At 71.2% G+C, this 17,602-nt stretch carries 17 protein-coding genes; 9 read left to right on the forward strand and 8 right to left on the reverse strand.

The features are described 5' to 3' along the window. Positions 1-154 precede the first annotated feature (154 nt). The 6 genes from OG580_RS15865 to OG580_RS15890 all read left to right on the forward strand — a co-directional run bounded on the left by OG580_RS15865 (position 155) and on the right by OG580_RS15890 (position 5,121). On the forward strand, positions 155-2,074 hold the full coding sequence (locus OG580_RS15865) for a phosphatidylglycerol lysyltransferase domain-containing protein (protein ID WP_267044325.1): 1,920 nt from the start codon (positions 155-157) through the stop codon (positions 2,072-2,074). Positions 2,075-2,102: 28 nt separating this feature from the next. After that, positions 2,103-2,963 carry a dihydropteroate synthase gene (folP, locus tag OG580_RS15870; protein WP_267044326.1) on the forward strand — a complete coding sequence of 287 codons (861 nt, stop codon included), beginning with the start codon at positions 2,103-2,105 and terminating at the stop codon, positions 2,961-2,963. Continuing rightward, positions 2,960-3,457: a nuclear transport factor 2 family protein gene (locus OG580_RS15875; RefSeq protein ID WP_267044327.1), complete on the forward strand. Its 498-nt coding sequence runs from the start codon at positions 2,960-2,962 to the stop codon at positions 3,455-3,457. Before folP ends, OG580_RS15875 begins: the two co-directional genes overlap by 4 nt. Before the next feature lie 155 nt (positions 3,458-3,612). Next, the gene (gene folB / locus OG580_RS15880) at positions 3,613-3,972 is read left to right on the forward strand and encodes a dihydroneopterin aldolase (protein ID WP_017240053.1); all 360 of its coding nucleotides are present in this window, start codon (positions 3,613-3,615) and stop codon (positions 3,970-3,972) included. Further along, positions 3,969-4,568 carry a 2-amino-4-hydroxy-6-hydroxymethyldihydropteridine diphosphokinase gene (gene folK / locus OG580_RS15885; RefSeq protein ID WP_267044328.1) on the forward strand — a complete coding sequence of 200 codons (600 nt, stop codon included), beginning with the start codon at positions 3,969-3,971 and terminating at the stop codon, positions 4,566-4,568. Before folB ends, folK begins: the two co-directional genes overlap by 4 nt. 61 nt (positions 4,569-4,629) lie before the next feature. Beyond that, positions 4,630-5,121 carry a DUF3180 domain-containing protein gene (locus tag OG580_RS15890; RefSeq protein ID WP_267044329.1) on the forward strand — a complete coding sequence of 164 codons (492 nt, stop codon included), beginning with the start codon at positions 4,630-4,632 and terminating at the stop codon, positions 5,119-5,121. Positions 5,122-5,207: 86 nt separating this feature from the next. Here OG580_RS15890 and OG580_RS15895 read toward each other — a convergent pair whose 3' ends face one another. From OG580_RS15895 to dacB, 7 genes are all read right to left on the reverse strand, one after another. After that, a complete protein-coding gene (locus OG580_RS15895) occupies positions 5,208-6,089 on the reverse strand; it encodes a hypothetical protein (RefSeq protein WP_267044330.1) in 882 nt (293 codons plus the stop codon). Between the two features lie 176 nt (positions 6,090-6,265). Then, complete coding sequence (gene folE, locus OG580_RS15900) at positions 6,266-6,874, reverse strand: GTP cyclohydrolase I FolE (RefSeq protein ID WP_056652716.1); 609 nt, start codon at positions 6,872-6,874, stop codon at positions 6,266-6,268. A gap of 98 nt (positions 6,875-6,972) precedes the next feature. Continuing rightward, on the reverse strand, positions 6,973-9,000 hold the full coding sequence (gene ftsH / locus OG580_RS15905; protein ID WP_267044331.1) for an ATP-dependent zinc metalloprotease FtsH: 2,028 nt from the start codon (positions 8,998-9,000) through the stop codon (positions 6,973-6,975). A 183-nt stretch (positions 9,001-9,183) separates the two neighbouring features. Beyond that, positions 9,184-9,723, reverse strand: a complete 540-nt coding sequence (hpt, locus tag OG580_RS15910) for a hypoxanthine phosphoribosyltransferase (RefSeq protein WP_030219931.1) — start codon at positions 9,721-9,723, stop codon at positions 9,184-9,186. A gap of 41 nt (positions 9,724-9,764) precedes the next feature. Then, positions 9,765-10,784, reverse strand: coding sequence for a tRNA lysidine(34) synthetase TilS (gene tilS / locus OG580_RS15915; protein ID WP_267044332.1), 1,020 nt, complete (start codon positions 10,782-10,784; stop codon positions 9,765-9,767). Between the two features lie 207 nt (positions 10,785-10,991). Further along, positions 10,992-12,131: a zinc-dependent metalloprotease gene (locus OG580_RS15920; protein ID WP_267044333.1), complete on the reverse strand. Its 1,140-nt coding sequence runs from the start codon at positions 12,129-12,131 to the stop codon at positions 10,992-10,994. A 104-nt stretch (positions 12,132-12,235) separates the two neighbouring features. Beyond that, complete coding sequence (gene dacB, locus OG580_RS15925) at positions 12,236-13,723, reverse strand: D-alanyl-D-alanine carboxypeptidase/D-alanyl-D-alanine-endopeptidase (RefSeq protein WP_267044334.1); 1,488 nt, start codon at positions 13,721-13,723, stop codon at positions 12,236-12,238. Between the two features lie 103 nt (positions 13,724-13,826). On the opposite strand from dacB, the gene OG580_RS15930 reads away from it, so the two are divergent. Both OG580_RS15930 and OG580_RS15935 read left to right on the forward strand, forming a co-directional pair. Then, entirely contained in the window at positions 13,827-14,318 is a 492-nt protein-coding gene (locus OG580_RS15930) for an inorganic diphosphatase (protein ID WP_056652730.1), read from the forward strand. Between the two features lie 128 nt (positions 14,319-14,446). Then, positions 14,447-16,126 carry a threonine/serine exporter ThrE family protein gene (locus tag OG580_RS15935; RefSeq protein ID WP_267044335.1) on the forward strand — a complete coding sequence of 560 codons (1,680 nt, stop codon included), beginning with the start codon at positions 14,447-14,449 and terminating at the stop codon, positions 16,124-16,126. Between the two features lie 70 nt (positions 16,127-16,196). On the opposite strand, the gene OG580_RS15940 is transcribed toward OG580_RS15935, so the two are convergent. Continuing rightward, entirely contained in the window at positions 16,197-16,916 is a 720-nt protein-coding gene (locus tag OG580_RS15940; RefSeq protein WP_267044336.1) for a DedA family protein, read from the reverse strand. Positions 16,917-17,068: 152 nt separating this feature from the next. On the opposite strand from OG580_RS15940, the gene OG580_RS15945 reads away from it, so the two are divergent. After that, entirely contained in the window at positions 17,069-17,437 is a 369-nt protein-coding gene (locus OG580_RS15945; RefSeq protein ID WP_267048023.1) for a YbjQ family protein, read from the forward strand. The last annotated feature ends 165 nt before the right edge of the window (positions 17,438-17,602 follow it).

Raw genomic sequence — 17,602 nt, forward strand, 5'->3', positions numbered from 1 at the left:
GCCTTCTTTCCGAGATTTTCCTGTGAACCGATGAACCCGGCTCCACGCGACTCCGTCCTAGAGGGCGCACCAGCCGGCACGGCCCGCCGAACGCGCCGCAGGGCCCGGCCGGAGTCAGAGACCCCTCGCAGGACCACGGGAAGTACGGGAAGCCATGTCTGTCACGGTAGATGGGGACAAATCGCGATTGGTTCCGGTTCGGGTACGCCGGATTCTTCACGGCCCCCGACCCGAGAACGTCCCCGCCCTGGTCGGAACGGCCTGCACCATCGGCGGCCTCATCGACATCGCCGCCGGGGTCTTCCCCCGCTTCCGCGCCAGCCGCATGCACGCCGTCGCCGAAGTCCTCCCCGGCACCCTCGGCCACCTCTCCGCCGCCCTCTCCCTCAGCGCCGGCGTCCTCCTCCTGCTCCTCGCCCACGGCCTCAAGCGACACAAGCGCCGCGCCTGGCGCGCCGCCGTCGTCCTCCTCCCCGTCGGCGCCGCGGCCCAGTTCGTCTGGCGCCACTCCGTCATCGGCGCCCTCTTCTCCCTCGTACTCCTCGCCCTCCTGCTGCGCCACCGCGACGAGTTCGCCGCCCTCCCCGACCCGCGCAGCCGCTGGCGCGCCCTCGCCAACTTCGTCGTCATGGGCGCCGGATCCATCGCCCTCGGCCTCGTCATCGTCAGCGCCCACCCCCGCCGCGTCGTCGGCGACCCCAGCCTCACCGACCGCCTCGAACACGTCCTGTACGGACTCCTCGGCTTCGAAGGCCCCGTCGCCTACACCCGCGACGTCGACTGGACCGTCGGCTACTCCCTCGGCGCCCTCGGCATGCTCACCGCCCTCACCACCATCTACCTCGCCTTCCGCCCCGAGCACCCCGCGGCCCGCCTCACCCACGACGACGAGACCCGGCTCCGCGCCCTCCTCGACCAGCACGGCGGCCGCGACTCCCTCGGCCACTTCGCCCTCCGCCACGACAAGGGCGTCGTCTTCTCCCCCAGCGGCAAGGCCGCCGTCTGCTACCGCGTCCTCTCCGGCGTCATGCTCGCCAGCGGTGACCCCATCGGCGACGTCGAAGCCTGGCCCGGCGCCATCGAACGCTTCATGGACGAGGCGAAGGCCCACTCCTGGACCCCCGCCGTCATGGGCTGCTCCGAGACCGGCGGCCAGGTCTGGACCCGCGAGACCGGCCTCGACGCCCTCGAACTCGGCGACGAGGCCATCGTCGACGTCGCCGACTTCTCCCTCTCCGGCCGCGCCATGCGCAACGTCCGGCAGATGGTCAAGCGCATCGAACGCAACGGCTACACCACCCGGGTCCGCCGCGTCCGCGACCTCGACGACGAGGAACTGGAACAGGTCCGCCGCGCCGCCGCCGACTGGCGCGGCACCGACACCGAACGCGGCTTCTCCATGGCCCTCGGCCGCATCGGCGCCCCGGGCGACGGAGACGCCGTCATAGCGACCGCCCACAAGACGGACTCCGCCGACTCCGCCGCCCCGAACGCCCCGGACGCCCCGAACGCCTCCCCCTACGGAGACCTCAAAGCGATCATCCACTTCGTGCCCTGGGGCCCCGACGGCATGTCCCTCGAACTCATGCGCCGCGACCGCTCCGCCGACCCCGGCATGAACGAACTCCTCATCGTCGCCGCGCTCCAGGCCTCCCCCGCCCTCGGCATCGACCGCGTCTCCCTCAACTTCGCGATGTTCCGCTCCGCCCTCGCACGCGGCGAGAAGATCGGCGCCGGCCCCGTCCTCCGCGTCTGGCGCGGACTCCTCGTCTTCCTCTCCCGCTGGTTCCAGATCGAGTCGCTCTACAAGTTCAACGCCAAGTTCCGGCCACGCTGGGAACCCCGCTTCGTCGTCTACCGCAACAGCCGCGACCTGCCCCGCATCGGCCTCGCCGCCATGCGCGCCGAAGGGTTCGTCACCCTCTCCCTCCCCCGCCTCTTCCCCCGCAGCCGCCCCGCTCCGGCCCCCCGGCCGTGCGCCCACATCGTCCCGGCCCCCGCTTCCGCTTCCACCTCCCCTTCCACCTCCGCCCCCGCTTCCTCCTCCGCCGGGCGCAAGGTCCGCGCGGCCTGATGCCACCCCAGGGCCCTACGCTGGACACATGAGTACGACGATCGACCGGGGTACAGCCCAGGGCCTGCCGGAGTGGGACCGCTGCGCGGTCATGGGCGTGGTCAACGTGACCCCCGACTCCTTCTCCGACGGCGGCCGCTGGTTCGACACCACGGCCGCCGTCAAACACGGCCTCGACCTCGTCGCCCAGGGCGCCGACCTCGTCGACGTCGGCGGCGAGTCCACCCGCCCCGGCGCCACCCGCGTCGACGAGGAGGAGGAACTCCGCCGCGTCGTCCCCGTCGTCCGCGGCCTCGCCGCCGAAGGCGTCACCGTCTCCGTCGACACCATGCGCGCCGCCGTCGCCGCCCGCGCCGTCGAAGCCGGCGCCGTCCTCGTCAACGACGTCAGCGGCGGACTCGCCGACCCCGCGATGGTCCCCGCCGTCGCCGCCGCCGAAGTGCCCTTCGTCGTCATGCACTGGCGCGGATTCAGCCAGGACATGAACAGCCTCGCCGTGTACGACGACGTCGTCACCGAGGTCGTCAGCGAACTCCGCATCCGCCTGGAGGCCGTCATCGCCGGCGGCATCGCCCCCGAGCGCATCGTCGTCGACCCCGGCCTCGGCTTCGCCAAGCTCGCCCCCCACGACCTGGCCCTCGTCGCCCACCTCCCCGAGCTCCGCGCCCTCGGCCGGCCCCTCCTCGTCGCCGCCTCCCGCAAGAGGTTCCTCGGCCACGTCCTCACCCGCGACGGCGCCACCCCGCCCCCCGCCCGCGAACGCGACGCCGCCACGGCCGCCGTCTCCGCCATCGCCGCCCACGAAGGCGCCTGGGCCGTCCGCGTCCACGAGGTCAGGGCCACCGCCGACGCCGTACGCGTCGCCAGGGCCGTCGAGGGAGCCGCGTGAGCCGCGGCGCCGACCGGGGCCGCGCCGCCGCCGAAGCGGCCGTGGAAGCCGTCAACACCGCCTTCTACGAGGCGATGGAGACCGGCGACTTCGACGGCGTCTCCGCCCTCTGGCTCGACGACGGAGCCACCCCCATCACCTGCGTCCACCCCGGCTGGCCCGTCCTCACCGGCCGCGGCGAGGTGCTCCGCTCGTACGCCCTGATCATGGCGAACACCGAGTACATCCAGTTCTTCCTCACCGACCTCAGGATCTCCCTGGCCGGCGGCACCGCCGTCGTCACCTGCACCGAGAACATCCTCAGCGGCGGCCCCGCCGAGGACGGCGCCGAGCTCGGCCCCCTCGTCGGCCAGCTCGTCGTCGCCACCAACGTGTTCCGCGACACACCGGACGGCTGGCGGATCTGGTCCCACCACGCCTCCCCCGTCCTCACGGAGGACGACGAGACGGACACCGAGCCCCCCGGCACGGACGGCACGGAACCCCGGGCCTGACCCGGACCCGACCCGCCCCGAACCCCGCGCGCGACCCACCCATGGCCCCCGAGGGCAAGCGCTGTCGGTCCCCGCAGGTAGATTCGATGGTGGACACCCGGCCGTCCGCAACCGGCTGCGTGGCCACCCGAACTACGACAGCAGGAGTGATTCGCGTGGATCGTGTCGCGCTGCGCGGCCTCAAGGCCCGAGGCCACCACGGCGTCTTCCCCAAGGAGCGCGAGGAGGGCCAGACCTTCATCGTGGACCTGGTCCTCGGCCTGGACACCCGCCCGGCGGCCGCCGACGACGACCTGGCGAAGACCGTGCACTACGGCATCGTCGCCGAGGAAGTCGTCGACGTCGTCCAGGGCGAACCCGTCGACCTCATCGAAACCCTCGCCGAGCGCATCGCCCAGCAGTGCCTCAGCCACGCGGGGGTCCAGGAGGTGGAAGTCGTCGTGCACAAGCCGGACGCACCCATCACCGTGCCCTTCGACGACGTCACCATCACGATCACCCGGAGCCGACGATGAAATCGACGCACAGCGATCCCACCGTCCAGCCCGTACCGGCCTCCGTCGTCGCCACCGTCGACGCGGCCGACACGACGCTCTCCAACCCCCGCTGGGCCGTCCTCGCCCTCGGCGCCAACCTCGGCAACCGCCTGGAGACCCTCCAGGGGGCCGTCGACGCCCTCGCCGACACCCCCGGCCTCCGGGTCAAGGCCGTCTCCCCCGTCTACGAGACGGAGCCCTGGGGCGTCGAGCCCGGCAGCCAGCCCTCGTACCTCAACGCCGTCGCGCTCGTGAAGACGACCCTGCCGCCGTCCTCGCTCCTGGAGCGGGCCCACGCCGTCGAGGAGGCCTTCCACCGCGTCCGCGAGGAGCGCTGGGGCTCCCGCACCATCGACGTCGACATCATCACGTACGCGGACGTGGTCTCCGACGACCCCGTCCTCACCCTCCCGCACCCCCGCGCCCACCAGCGCGCCTTCGTCCTCGCCCCCTGGCACGACGTGGACCCCGCCGCCCAGCTCCCCGGCCACGGCCCGGTCGCCGCACTCCTCGACGCCCTCGGCACCGAGGGCGTCACTCCCCGTGTCGACCTGGAACTCCGTCTGCCCGAGTAGTCGTTACGCTTCGTGGCAGACCGCCCACGACCACGACCGACGACCACGCGAAGGACACCCGGTGAAACAACTGCGGCTGAAGGTACTCACCGGACTGTTCCTCGTGGCCGGCATCCTCTCCTGGGGCGGCGCCCGCCTCTGGGACTCCGTCGGCACCCTCCCCAGCGTGCCGCTCGCCGCGCCCATCGTCCTCAGCGTGATCGCGGTCGTCCTCACCGCGACCGCCCTCTCGATCCGCTCCCGCCTCAAGGCCCAGCGCGAGCGCCGCCCCGGCGCCAAGGGCGTCGAACCTCTGATGGCGGCCCGCGCGGTGGTCTTCGGCCAGGCGAGCGCCCTGGTAGCCGCCCTCGTCGCCGGCATGTACGGCGGCACGGGCGTCTACCTCCTCGGCTCCCTCGACGTCCCGGCCCGCCGCGACCAGGCCCTCTACGCGGCCCTCGCGGTCGTCGCGGGCATCGGCGTCATCGCGGCCGCCCTCTTCCTGGAGCGCGTCTGCAAACTCCCGGAGGACCCTGAGAACAACGGCGAAGGCCCGGGCAAGGCCCGGGCCTGAGACTCAGCGACAGAGCTCGTCGAGGTCCTCGGAGCGAAGCCTGTCGCCCGCGCCGACGTCACCCTGGCCCCGGGCTCCGCGCCGCACTACCAGGGCTCCCGCACCAGGTGCCCGTTGACCAGGAAGGTCGGATACGGGGCCAGCCGGTAGCTGTAGAAGGTGAAGGGCTTGGTGCCGAGGGCGGGGCGGGGGCGGACCTCCTGGACCCTGATCCAGGAGGACTCCGGTGGGTCGATCCGGTGGTCCTCGGGGACGAACGTACCCCGGCTCTGCCAGCGGTCCGTGACGATGAGGTGGGACGCCGGACTGCGATCTTTGGGCGTGAAGCGCGCACCGATGATCCGTGCCAGCTCGGCAAGGAACGGGACATTCGCGCTGACGACCGTACGAGCCCGCCCATGCTTGTGCCGGTAGCCGTCACCATCGATGTAGCCGTCGAGGAAGCCGTTGAACGTGTCGATGTCCCGCAGCACCACCCGGGGAAAACGCTGCCGCATGTGGTGAGCGTCGCCGCCCACGTAGTGCCTCATCGCGTCAGAGAGGTACGAGGAGACCACCCGGACGCGGAAGCCCGGCAGATCCCGCCTCAGGTACCCGGACGGCCGCGTCACCGGCTCCAGCCGAGCAGCGAGCCCCGTGCACGTCGTGAGGGCTGCCGCGTACCGGGACGCGAAGCTCTCCTCGTTGACGACCAGGGACACATAGTTCTTGCCGACCGTGCCATCGGCGCAGGTCGCCCCCACGAAGTAGCCGAACTCGTAACCCGGCCGGATCGTGAAGCGCTCGCGGCACAGCTTGCGCGCGTGCGTCCACGCCACGGTCGTGCCCGCCGCGTCTCCGGCATGTGTCCAGCCGTCCGGCGTGGCGAGCAGTAGGTCGGGGCTGGCGATGAACGTCATGTGGTCGGTGACCACCTCGACGGCGGCGCGAGCCTTGGCCCCGGCCACCGCCACGACGGTGGTCCGCACCGTCCGGTCTCCGTCCAATGCCCACATCAGGTCACCAGGAGCCACACTCTTCGCCTGGGCGCACCCCCCGACCACGTTCACCAACTGCTTGCTCGCCAGCCCGTACCCCATACCGCCCCCTCGATCAGCGATCAACCTCACCGATCCGGACGCTATGGGGCACTCTCGGCAGACCGCTACGAGCGAGCCAATATCAGGGACATAGCCTCAGCCCGTGTAGTAGCGTCACGAAGTTGACCACGAACCGCCGAGGTCGTCGTCTTGGCACCGGGCTTACGGATGCCGCGCACCGACATGCACATGTGCTCCGCCTCGATCACGACGATCGCGCCGCGGGCATCGAGGATGCGCATCAGGGAGTCGGCGATCTGGGTCGTGAGCCGCTCCTGCACCTGCGGGCGCCGGGCGAAGACGTCGACGAGTCGAGCCAGCTTCGACAGTCCCGTGATCTTTCCCGAATCCGCAGGGATGTAGCCGATGTGGGCAACCCCGTGGAACGGCAAGAGATGATGTTCGCACTGGCTTACGATTTCGATGTCCTTCACGAGGACCATCTCATCGTGGCCGAGATCGAACGTCGTGGTCAGGACGTCCTCGGGCTTCTGCCAAAGTCCGGCGAACATCTCCTTGTACGCCCGCGCCACACGCGCCGGCGTCTCTCGCAGTCCCTCGCGGTCCGGGTCCTCTCCGACCGCGATGAGGAGCTCTCGTACGGCGTTCTCGGCGCGCTTCTCGTCGAACTCGCCGATCCTGCCCTCGCCGTCCAGCGTCACCGGGTCGGTCATCTGTGCCTCGTTCCGTCTGAACCGATACGCGAAATGCCGCGCCCTCACAGGCTAAAACCTGTGAGGGCGCGGCATCCATTCCGGGGTCGCCGGGACCGTCAGTCCTCGGGGGTGTCCACCGGGGCGATCTCGATGCCCTTGGTGGTGTCCACGGGGGCCGACGAGCCGTTCGCCGTGCCGTTCGCGCTGTTCGTCAGGGCGAGCTCCTTGGGGGAGAGCACCGGCGGACGCGTGGACGGCGTGCGGCGGGAGGAGCCGGTCCAGGCCGGGCGGGCCGGGCGCTTGACGATGGGGGCGAAGATCTCGGCGATCTCCTCCTTGCCCAGCGTCTCCTTCTCCAGGAGGGCGAGGACCAGGTTGTCGAGAAGGTCACGGTTCTCGACGAGGATCTCCCAGGCCTCGTTGTGCGCGGTCTCGATGAGCTTCTTGACCTCTTCGTCGACCAGCGCCGCGACCTCTTCCGAGTAGTCCCGCGGGTGCGACATCTCGCGGCCGAGGAACGGCTCCGTGTTGTCGCCGCCGAACTTGATGGCACCGAGACGCTCGGTCATCCCGTACTGCGTGACCATCGCGCGAGCCGTGGCAGTGGCCTTCTCGATGTCGTTCGCCGCGCCCGTGGTCGGGTCGTGGAAGACGAGCTCCTCGGCCGCGCGCCCGCCCAGCATGTAGGCGAGCTGGTCGAGCATCTCGTTGCGCGTGGTCGAGTACTTGTCCTCGTCCGGGAGGACCATCGTGTAGCCCAGGGCACGGCCTCGGGACAGGATGGTGATCTTGTGGACGGGGTCGGAGTTCGGCGAGGCCGCCGCGACCAGGGCGTGACCGCCCTCGTGGTACGCGGTGATCTTCTTCTCCCGGTCCGACATGATCCGGGTCCGCTTCTGCGGGCCCGCGACCACGCGGTCGATCGCCTCGTCCAGCGCGCTGTTGTCGATCAGCTTCTGATCGCCGCGAGCGGTGAGGAGCGCCGCCTCGTTGAGGACGTTGGAGAGGTCCGCACCGGTGAAGCCGGGGGTGCGTCGGGCGACGGCGCCGAGGTCGACGTCCGGCGCGACCGGCTTGCCCTTCTGGTGGACCTTGAGGATCTCCAGACGGCCCTGCATGTCCGGACGGTCGACGGCGATCTGCCGGTCGAAGCGGCCGGGGCGCAGGAGGGCGGGGTCGAGGATGTCGGGACGGTTCGTGGCGGCGATCAGGATGACGCCGCCCTTGACGTCGAAGCCGTCCATCTCGACGAGCAGCTGGTTCAGGGTCTGCTCACGCTCGTCGTGACCGCCGCCGAGGCCGGCGCCGCGGTGGCGTCCGACGGCGTCGATCTCGTCGACGAAGACGATGGCGGGCGCGTTGGCCTTGGCCTGCTCGAAGAGGTCGCGGACACGGGAGGCGCCGACGCCGACGAACATCTCGACGAAGTCGGAGCCGGAGATCGAGTAGAACGGCACCCCGGCCTCGCCGGCGACGGCGCGCGCGAGGAGCGTCTTGCCGGTTCCGGGCGGGCCGTAGAGCAGGACGCCCTTCGGGATCTTGGCGCCGACGGCCTGGAACTTCGCGGGCTCCTGGAGGAATTCCTTGATCTCGTGGAGTTCCTCGACGGCCTCGTCCGAGCCGGCGACGTCGGCGAAGGTGGTCTTGGGCGTGTCCTTGGTGATGAGCTTCGCCTTGGACTTGCCGAACTGCATGACGCGCGAGCCGCCGCCCTGCATCTGGTTCATCAGGAAGAGGAAGACGACCACGATGAGGACGAAGGGGAGGAGGGAGAGCAGGATCGAGACGAAGGGCGACTGCTTCGTCGGGGAGACGGTGTAGCCCTTCTCGATCTGCCCGGCCTCGAACTTCTCCTGCAGCTTGTCCGCGACGTCGACGCCCTGGGAGCCGATGTAGCTGGCCTGGACCTTGCTGCTGTTGTCGATCTTCTGACCGTCGACGAGCTCGATCTTGATGATCTGCTCGTCACCGGTGGTGACCTTTGCCTGCTTGACCTGGTTCTTGTCGATCGCCTGGACGACCTTGCCGGTGTCCACCGTCTTGTAGCCCTCGGACGAGCCGACGACCTGCATCAGCACGACCACGGCGAGGACGGCCAGCACGATCCACATGACCGGCCCACGGAAGTATCGCTTCACGTCCATCCATACGGGGCGAGAACGCCCCGTCCCTCCTGCCCGTAGGAAAATGCTGCTGTGAGTGCTGCTATGTGAAAAAGCTGTTCTTCGGACGGTACCTCAGCATCGTCGCCCGCGACCGCCTTCCCGTGGTTCAACGGAGGGAAGGCGGTGCGGGTTCCCCGTTCAGCCGGGTGTTCAGCCGGGTGCTCAGCCGCCGTAGACGTGCGGGGCGAGCGTGCCGACGAACGGCAGGTTCCGGTACTTCTCCGCGTAGTCGAGGCCGTAGCCGACGACGAACTCGTTGGGGATGTCGAAGCCGATCCACTTGACGTCGATCGCGACCTTGGCGGCCTCGGGCTTACGCAGGAGGGTGCACACCTCCAGGGAGGCGGGCTCGCGCGAGCCGAGGTTCGACAGCAGCCAGGACAGGGTCAGGCCGGAGTCGATGATGTCCTCGACGATCAGGACGTGCTTGCCCTTGATGTCGGTGTCGAGGTCCTTGAGGATCCGGACGACGCCGGAGGACTGGGTACCGGCGCCGTACGAGGAGACGGCCATCCAGTCCATGGTGACGGGGGTGGACAGGGCGCGAGCCAGATCCGCCATCACCATCACCGCGCCCTTGAGGACGCCGACGATGAGCAGGTCCTTGCCCGCGTATTCCGCGTCGATCTTCGCGGCCAGCTCTGCCAGCTTGGCGTCGATCTCTTCCTTGGTGATGAGCACCGACTGGAGGTCGGTGCCCATGTCCTTCTCGTTCACCCGGGTCACTTTCGTTGCAGCGTGCGTCAACCTTGCCGGATGACCAGTCTGCCACCCTGGCGGCGGGCTTCGACTCGGCCGGGCAGGTTGATGGCTCCTTGGCCGCGCCAGCCGGTGATGAGCCGGTCGACTTCCTCGATGTGGCGGGCGAAGAGGGATCCGGCGGGAGCGCCCTCGGCGATGACGGCGCGGCGCAGGACGCGGCGGCGTACGGCGGGGGGCAGGCCGACGAGCTTGGAGCACTCGAGGGTGCCCGCCTCGTCGCGTACGGCGGTCTCGGCGTCGGCGGCCCAGGTGTCGAGGGCGTCGGCGTCGTCGCGGGAGAGCTGGGCCGTACGGGCGAGGGCTTCGACGACGCCCTTGCCGAGGGCCTTCTCGAGGGCGGGGAGGCCTTCGTGGCGGAGCCGGGAGCGGGTGTACGCGGGGTCGCTGTTGTGGGGGTCGTCCCAGACGGCGAGTTCCTGCGCGATGCAGGCCTTGCGGATCGTCTGGCGGTCGAGCTGGAGGAAGGGGCGGCGGTAGCGGCCGGCGGCCCCGGAGATGGCGGCCATGCCGGAGAGGGAGCGGATGCCGGAGCCGCGGGCGAGGCCGAGGAGGACGGTCTCCGCCTGGTCGTCGCGGGTGTGGCCGAGGAGGATCGCGGCGGCGCCGTGCCGTTCGGCGGCGGCGTCGAGGGCGGCGTAGCGCGCGTCGCGGGCCGCGGCCTCGGGTCCGCCTTCGCGGCCGACGGTGACGGCGACGGCCTCGACGGGGGTGAGGCCGAGGGCGGTCATGCGTCCGGCGACCTCGGCGGCCCGGGTGTCGGAACCGTCCTGGAGGCCGTGGTCGACGGTGATGCCGCCGGCGCGTACGGGGAGCTTCCGCGTCTCGAAGGCGAGGGCGGAGGCGAGCGCCATGGAGTCGGCGCCTCCGGAGCAGGCGACGAGCACGAGGGGTTCGTGTCCGTCGTGCGCGGTGGCGGGGTCGGTCTGGTGCTCGGTGAGAACGTCGTGGAGTACGCGGCGGACCGCCAGGCGTATCGCCGCGACCGCAGGATGGGGACCCATGTCCGGTGCCCTTCGTGATGGGGTGGGGTGCCTCGGTCGGAGTCTTAACGGTCGGAAAGGGGGGTTCGGTCACTCAGAGTGCGTCGATGGTGACAGAAACCCGGCCGTTACCCGAGCATTGCACGCCTCACCCCATGCTCAGGGTCCCTCGGATGGGTGATTGGCGGGTTGTTCTCCTGCGTTGCTACGCCGTCCGGCGCACCTGTCTCACGAGTCTGCCTTACGGTGCACCCTCGCGATCCAGTCGGCGGGTGCGGCGATCTCGGCCTTGGTGGGGAGCGTGTTGGGGGAGGTCCACACGCGGTTGAAGCCGTCCATGCCGACCTGGTCGACGACGGCGCGGACGAAGCGCTCGCCGTCGCGGTACTGGCGGAGTTTGGCGTCGAGGCCGAGGAGCTTGCGCAGGGCGAGGTCGAGGCGGGAGGCGCCGCGGGCGCGTCGCTGCTGGAACTTCTCGCGGATCTCGGCGACGGAGGGGACGACCTGGGGGCCGACGCCGTCCATGACGTAGTCGGCGTGGCCTTCGAGCAGGGACATGACGGCGGTGAGGCGGCCGAGGATCTCGCGCTGCTCCGGGGTCTGGACGATCTCGACGAGGGAGGGGGAGGGTTCGCCCACCTCGCCCTCGGGGCGGCCGCCGGCGAGGGCCTGGGCGGCTTCGCGGAGGCGTTCGACGACGGTGCCGGGGTCGACGTCGGTGGCGGCGAGAAAGGACTGGATCTCGCCCTGGAGATGGTCGCGGAGCCAGGGGACGGCGGTGAACTGGGTGCGGTGGGTCTCCTCGTGGAGGCAGACCCAGAGCCGGAAGTCGTGCGGCGAGACGTCGAGTTCGCGTTCGACGTGGACGATGTTGGGGGCGACGAGGAGGAGTCGGCCGCCGCCGTTGGCGCCGGCGGGGAGTTCGCGGGTGGCGGGGGCGAAGGTCTCGTACTGGCCGAGGATGCGGGAGGCGAGGAAGGACAGGAGCATCCCGAGTTCGACGCCGGTGACCTTGCCGCCGACGGCGCCGAGGACGGCGTTGCCGGGGGTGGTGGAGCGGCGTTCCTGCATCTTGCCGAGGAGGGGGGTGAGGAGTTCGCGGAAGCCGGCGACGTTGGCCTTGATCCAGCCTGCGCGGTCCACGACGAGGACGGGGGTGTCGTGGACGTCGGCGCCCTCGGGGAGCATCCGGGTGTAGGCGCGGACGTGTTGCTCGGAGGCTTTGGCGTGCTTGCGGAGTTCGGCGACGACCTCGCGGGCCTCGTCGCGGCTGACTTCGGGTCCGGGCCGCACGAGGCGGGTCGCGGTCGCGACCGCGAGGTTCCAGTCGACCATCCCGGATGTGCCTGCGCCACCGATGCTCGTCATGCGTCAACCGTACGGTCTCGGCGCCCGATCGGTGCGGGTTCGGTGCGGGTCGGGTCCGGCGAGGCGGCGTGTGTCGTGGGGGTGGCGCGCCGCTGGAGCGGGCGTCAGCCCGTGGTCGCGAGGGCCGCGGCGAGACGGTCGAGGGCGGGTTGCGCCTCGTACGGGGAGAGGGTGCGCCCGGCGAGGAAGGCGAAGGCGAGGAGTCGTCCGTCGGCGGTGACGACCGTGCCGGCGAGGGCGTTGACGCCGGTGAGGGTGCCGCTCTTGGCGCGGACGAATCCGGTGCCGTCGGGTGCGGTGCCGAAGCGGCCGGCGAGGGTGCCGGTGAAGCCGCCGACGGGCAGGCCGGTGAGGAGCGGGCGGAGGGCCGGGCGGGCGGGGTCGGCCGCGCGGGTGAGGAGGGCGGTGAGGAGGGTGGCGGAGACGCGGTCGCGGCGGTCGAGTCCGCTGCCGTCGGCGAAGCGGGTGCCGGCGAGGGGGAGGCCGAGTTCGGCGAGTTCGTCCCGTACGGCCTTCTCGGCTCCTTCGAAGCTCGCGGGCTGCTTGCGGGCGAGGGCGGTCTGCCGGGCGAGGGCCTCGGCGAGGTCGTTGTCGCTGTGGGTGAGGGTGCGCTCGGCGAGGTCGGAGAGGGGGGCGGAGTACGTACGGGCGAGGGGGGCGGCCTTCGGGGCGCTCCCGGGGGTGCCGGTGGCCTTGGCGGGGGCGTCCGTGGCCTTGGCGGGGGCGTCCGTGGCGTGGTTGCGGGTGCCGGTGACCTTGGTGGGGGTGCCGGTGACCTTGACGCCGGCGTCGGCGAGGAGGCCGGCGAAGGCGGTGGCGGTGTCGCCGGCCGGGTCGGCGGTGCGGGGCGCGGGGCCGCTGCGGCTGTCGTCGAGGCGCCCCTCGTGGGTCATGAGGGCGGTGACGGGGGCGATGTTCTCGTTGGGGCCGATGGGGTGGAGCTCGGGGCCCTGGTAGAGGCTCGTGTCGTAGGCGAGCCGTACGGAGGCGTGGCCGCGGGCCGTGAGGGCGCGGGCGGTGTCCGCGGCGAGGGCCTTGAGCCGGGCCGGGTCGAGGGTGGGGTCGCCGCCGCCGACGAGGGTGACGGTGCGGCCGTCGGCGGAGGCCGTGACGGTGGTGGGGATGCGGTGGTCGGGGCCGAGGGCGGAGAGCGCGGCCCCGACGGTGGCGATCTTGACGGTGGAGGCCGGCGTCATGGGGGTCGTGGCGCCCTCCCCGTACAGCTGGGTGCCGGTGGCGGTGTCGACGACGGAGGCCGTACGGAGCGGGCCGAGGCCGGGGGCGGCGAGGAGCGGTACGAGGGCGGCGGCGAGGTCCGCGGGGCGGCCGGCGGGGCGCTCGGCGGCGGCCGGGGCGGGCAGCGCGGGGAGCACGCCGGGGGCGCTGGGGGCGGGCGCGGGGCGGCGGGGTGCGACGGGGACCGGGGGCGGGGCGTGATGCGCGCCACCCGCCGCGGGGGCGGCGGCCCGGGCCCGCTCGGCCGTACGCTGACCCGAGTCCCACGGGCCGGCCGAGGTCACCGCCACGGCGGCCAGGGTCAGACCGAGGGCGGCGGAGCCCGCCGTGAGCTGCCACATCCTCGGCTCCGGCATGAGATGACCAGCCCCTTTCGCGATCACGGTCGTCCGTGAGGGACACTTAATCACCGCGCGTCGTCGCGAGCATTCACTTGTGTTGATTCAGGAGGAGCCACCCGTGGAGTTCGACGTTCTCATCGAGATCCCGAAGGGATCGCGGAACAAGTACGAGGTCGACCACGAGACGGGTCGCATCCGCCTGGACCGTCGTCTCTTCACGTCGACGGCCTACCCGACCGACTACGGCTACGTCGAGAACACCCTCGGTGAGGACGGCGACCCGCTGGACGCGCTGGTCATCCTCGACGAGCCGACGTTCCCGGGCTGCCTCATCAAGTGCCGCGCCATCGGCATGTTCCGCATGACGGACGAGGCGGGCGGCGACGACAAGCTGCTGTGCGTCCCGGCCACCGACCCGCGCATGGAGCACCTGCGGGACATCCACCACGTGTCGGAGTTCGACCGCCTGGAGATCCAGCACTTCTTCGAGGTCTACAAGGACCTGGAGCCGGGCAAGTCGGTCGAGGGCGCCGACTGGGTCGGCCGCGCCGAGGCCGAGGAAGAGATCGAGAAGTCCTACGCGCGCGCCAAGGAGCAGGGCGGCCACTGAGGCTGTGCTCTTCTGAGCTTCTGATCGTGTGACAGGCGGTGCACCTCTTCGGGGGTGCGCCGCCTTTCGCACATCCGTCGCACACTCATACTGGAAGCCACGGTTCCCGAGGTAGTGAGGCGGACAGAGTGGTGGCGGAGCCGGACGGCTCGAAGGGTGCTCCGGGCGAGGTTCCGGAGGACCGGAAGCCGCAGTCGGACGAGGCGCGGAGCGCGTTCGTCCCGCCGGCCGGGGTCGAGCAGCCAGCGCCGCCGGAGGAGGAGCATCCGACCTCCGAGTTCGCGCTTCCCCCTGGGCTGACGGCGGAGCCGCCGGCGGAGCAGGAGGGTTCGGCGTTCGCGACGCCGGCCGGGTACTCGGCGGACGCGGCGCAGCACTCGCCGCCCGCTTTCACCCCGGCGTACGGGGTGCCCTTGGTGCGGCTGCCGCACGGTGCCCCGTGGCAGGACCGGATGCGGACCATGCTGCGGCTGCCGGTGGGTGACCGGCCGATGCCGGAGGCGACGCGCAAGGAGGACGAGGCGGGGCCCTCGGTGCCGCGCGTCCTCGACCTGACCCTGCGCATCGGCGAGCTGCTGCTCGCGGGCGGGGAGGGCGCGGAGGACGTCGAGGCGGCGATGTTCGTGATCTGCCGCTCGTACGGTCTTGACCGGGTCGAGCCGACGGTGACGTTCACCCTGCTCTCCGTCACGTACCAGCCGTCGCTCGTGGACGACCCGATCACGGCGAACCGGACGGTACGGCGCCGGGGCACGGACTACACGCGGCTCGCGGCGGTCTACACGCTGCTCGCCGACATCAACGCGCAGGCGCACGAGGTGACGCCCGAGGAGGCGTACCGGCGGCTTGCGGAGATACGGCGCAACCGGCATCCGTATCCGGGGTGGGCCCTGACGGCGGCGGCGGGCGTGCTGGCCGGTGCGGCCTCGGTGCTGCTCGGCGGCGGTCCGACGGTCTTCCTGGTGGCGGCGCTCGGCGCGGTGCTCGGCGACCGGCTGGCGTGGCTGTGCGCGGGGCGCGGGCTGCCGGAGTTCTACCAGTTCCTGGTGGCGGCGATGCCGCCTGCGGCGATGGGCGTGCTCCTGACGCTGCTCCACGCGGATCTGCGGCCTTCGGCGGTGATCACCGGTGGGCTGTTCGCGCTGATCCCGGGGCGGGCGCTGGTGGCGGCGGTGCAGGACGGTCTGACCGGTTTCTACATCACGGCCTCGGCCCGGCTCCTGGAGGTCGCGTACTTCTTCGTGGCGATCGTGGTGGGCGTGCTGTCCGTGCTGTACATCGCGGTGCAGTTCGACGCCCAGCTGAACCCGGAGGGGGCGCTGCGGGCGGTGGAGCGGCCGGTGACGCAGATCCTGGCGTCGATGGTGCTGTGCGCGACCTTCGCGATCCTGTTGCAGCAGTCGCGGGCGACGGTGCTCTTCGCGACGCTGAACGGTGGGGTCGCGTGGGTGATCTACGCGTCGATCGCGGTGACCGCGGGCGGGTCCACGGTGATGGCGACGGCCGTGGCGGCGGGTCTGGTGGGACTCTTCGGGCAGCTGATCGCCCGCTACCACCACACGTCCTCGCTGCCGTACGTGACGGCGGCGATCGGGCCGCTGCTGCCCGGTTCGGCGACGTACTTCGGGGTGCTCGCGATCGCCCAGAACAACCTGGACCAGGGCTTCGCCTCGCTGGCGAAGGCGGCGGCCCTGGCGCTGGCGATCGCGATCGGGGTGAACCTGGGAGGCGAGCTGGCGCGCTTCTTCATGGCGGCCCCCGGCGCGGCGTCGGCCCGACGGGCCGCCAAGCGCACCAGGGGCTTCTAGGGCGCCAAGGCAAGACACCCCCTAAGGCCTGTCCGGCCTTAGGGGGTGTCTTGCCTGAGGCCTGTCCGGCCTAGCGCTTGGCGTGGCGGCCGCGGGGGCCCTGGGGGTTGGGGGTGCCGGGGGCGTCGTGACCGCCGTGGCCGGCCTGGTCGTCGTCGGCCTTGGCCTTCTTCGACTGGGAGCGGGCCCGGAGGTACTCGATCACGATCGGGACCACCGAGATCAGCACGATCAGGATGAGGATGGCCTCGATGTGCTGGTGCACGAACTCGATCTTGCCGAGGGAGGCGCCGAGCAGGGTCACGCCCGCGCCCCACAGCAGACCGCCGATGATGTTGAACGTGATGAACTGGCGGTAGTTCATCTTGCTGACGCCGGCGATGATCGGCGTGAACGTCCGCACGATGGGGACGAAGCGGGCCAGGATCAGCGACTTCGGGCCGTGCTTCTCGAAGAACTCGTGCGCCTTCTCCACGTTCTCCTGCTTGAAGAGCTTGGAGTTGGGGCGTGTGAAGAGCGCCGGGCCGACCTTGCGTCCGAAGAGGTATCCGACCTGGTCACCGATGACCGCCGCGGCCACGATCAGCGTGCACATCAGCCACAGCGGCATGTCCAGCTTGCCGGTCGTGATCAGCAGACCGGTGGTGAAGAGCAGCGAGTCACCGGGCAGGAAGAACCCGATGAGGAGGCCGGACTCGGCGAAGACGATCGCCAGGACACCGATCGGACCAAAGGTATCGATCAGAAAGTCGGGGTCCAGCCAGCTCGGTCCGAGGGCAAGCGTGTTCACGGGTTCCGGGCTCCTGCGGTCGGTGGGGGCTTGGGGGACGGCTGGCCCCAAGCTATCAACGTGAGCGGGACGCGCCCGGTTCCACCCGGCTCCCACGGGATGCGGAGCGGGCCCCCGGGCCCGAGTGTGGGTGGCCAGGAGGTGCAATGCCGATGGGCATCGAGGAGTACGGAGGCGGCCAGGGTCCGCACCCGGATGTGATGGTCGTGACGACGAACGACGTGCCGGGCTTCGAGGTCCGGCAGGTCATCGGTGAGGTCTTCGGGCTCACCGTGCGCTCCCGCCATCTGGGCAGCCAGATCGGCGCGGGACTCAAGTCGATGATCGGCGGTGAGCTGAAAGGTCTGACGAAGACACTGGTGCAGACCCGCAACCAGGCGATGGAACGGCTGGTGGAACAGGCCCAGGCGCGCGGCGCGAACGCCGTACTGATGTTCCGCTTCGACGTGACGGAGGCGGCGGACGTGGGCACGGAAGTGTGCGCGTACGGCACAGCCGTGGTGATCGCCCCGCGCGCCTGAGAGCGGACGGACCGGCCCGCGGCTCAGGCACCGCCTCCGCGGGTCGGGTCGACAGGCGCCGGGCCGCCGCCATCCTCCGGAGCTCCCCGATCCGCGCGGCCGGCAGCGCACCGTGACCCCGGCGAGGTCGGCGGCCTGTCCTACGGAGCAGCCCCTCGGCCGTCC

The organism is Streptomyces sp. NBC_00094 (assembly GCF_026343125.1).
Taxonomy (GTDB): Bacteria; Actinomycetota; Actinomycetes; order Streptomycetales; family Streptomycetaceae; genus Streptomyces.

What these genes read in the sequence shown, in the direction of transcription:
- folP (WP_267044326.1), top strand. Translation starts at nt 2,103, where the DNA reads ATGAGTACGACGATCGACCGGGGTACAGCCCAGGGCCTGCCGGAGTGG.
- folK (WP_267044328.1), top strand. Translation starts at nt 3,969, where the DNA reads ATGAAATCGACGCACAGCGATCCCACCGTCCAGCCCGTACCGGCCTCC.
- OG580_RS15920 (WP_267044333.1), bottom strand. Translation starts at nt 12,131, where the DNA reads ATGACGAGCATCGGTGGCGCAGGCACATCCGGGATGGTCGACTGGAAC.
- tilS (WP_267044332.1), bottom strand. Translation starts at nt 10,784, where the DNA reads ATGGGTCCCCATCCTGCGGTCGCGGCGATACGCCTGGCGGTCCGCCGC.
- ftsH (WP_267044331.1), bottom strand. Translation starts at nt 9,000, where the DNA reads ATGGACGTGAAGCGATACTTCCGTGGGCCGGTCATGTGGATCGTGCTG.
- OG580_RS15945 (WP_267048023.1), top strand. Translation starts at nt 17,069, where the DNA reads ATGGGCATCGAGGAGTACGGAGGCGGCCAGGGTCCGCACCCGGATGTG.
- hpt (WP_030219931.1), bottom strand. Translation starts at nt 9,723, where the DNA reads ATGGGCACCGACCTCCAGTCGGTGCTCATCACCAAGGAAGAGATCGAC.
- folE (WP_056652716.1), bottom strand. Translation starts at nt 6,874, where the DNA reads ATGACCGACCCGGTGACGCTGGACGGCGAGGGCAGGATCGGCGAGTTC.
- OG580_RS15865 (WP_267044325.1), top strand. Translation starts at nt 155, where the DNA reads ATGTCTGTCACGGTAGATGGGGACAAATCGCGATTGGTTCCGGTTCGG.
- dacB (WP_267044334.1), bottom strand. Translation starts at nt 13,723, where the DNA reads ATGCCGGAGCCGAGGATGTGGCAGCTCACGGCGGGCTCCGCCGCCCTC.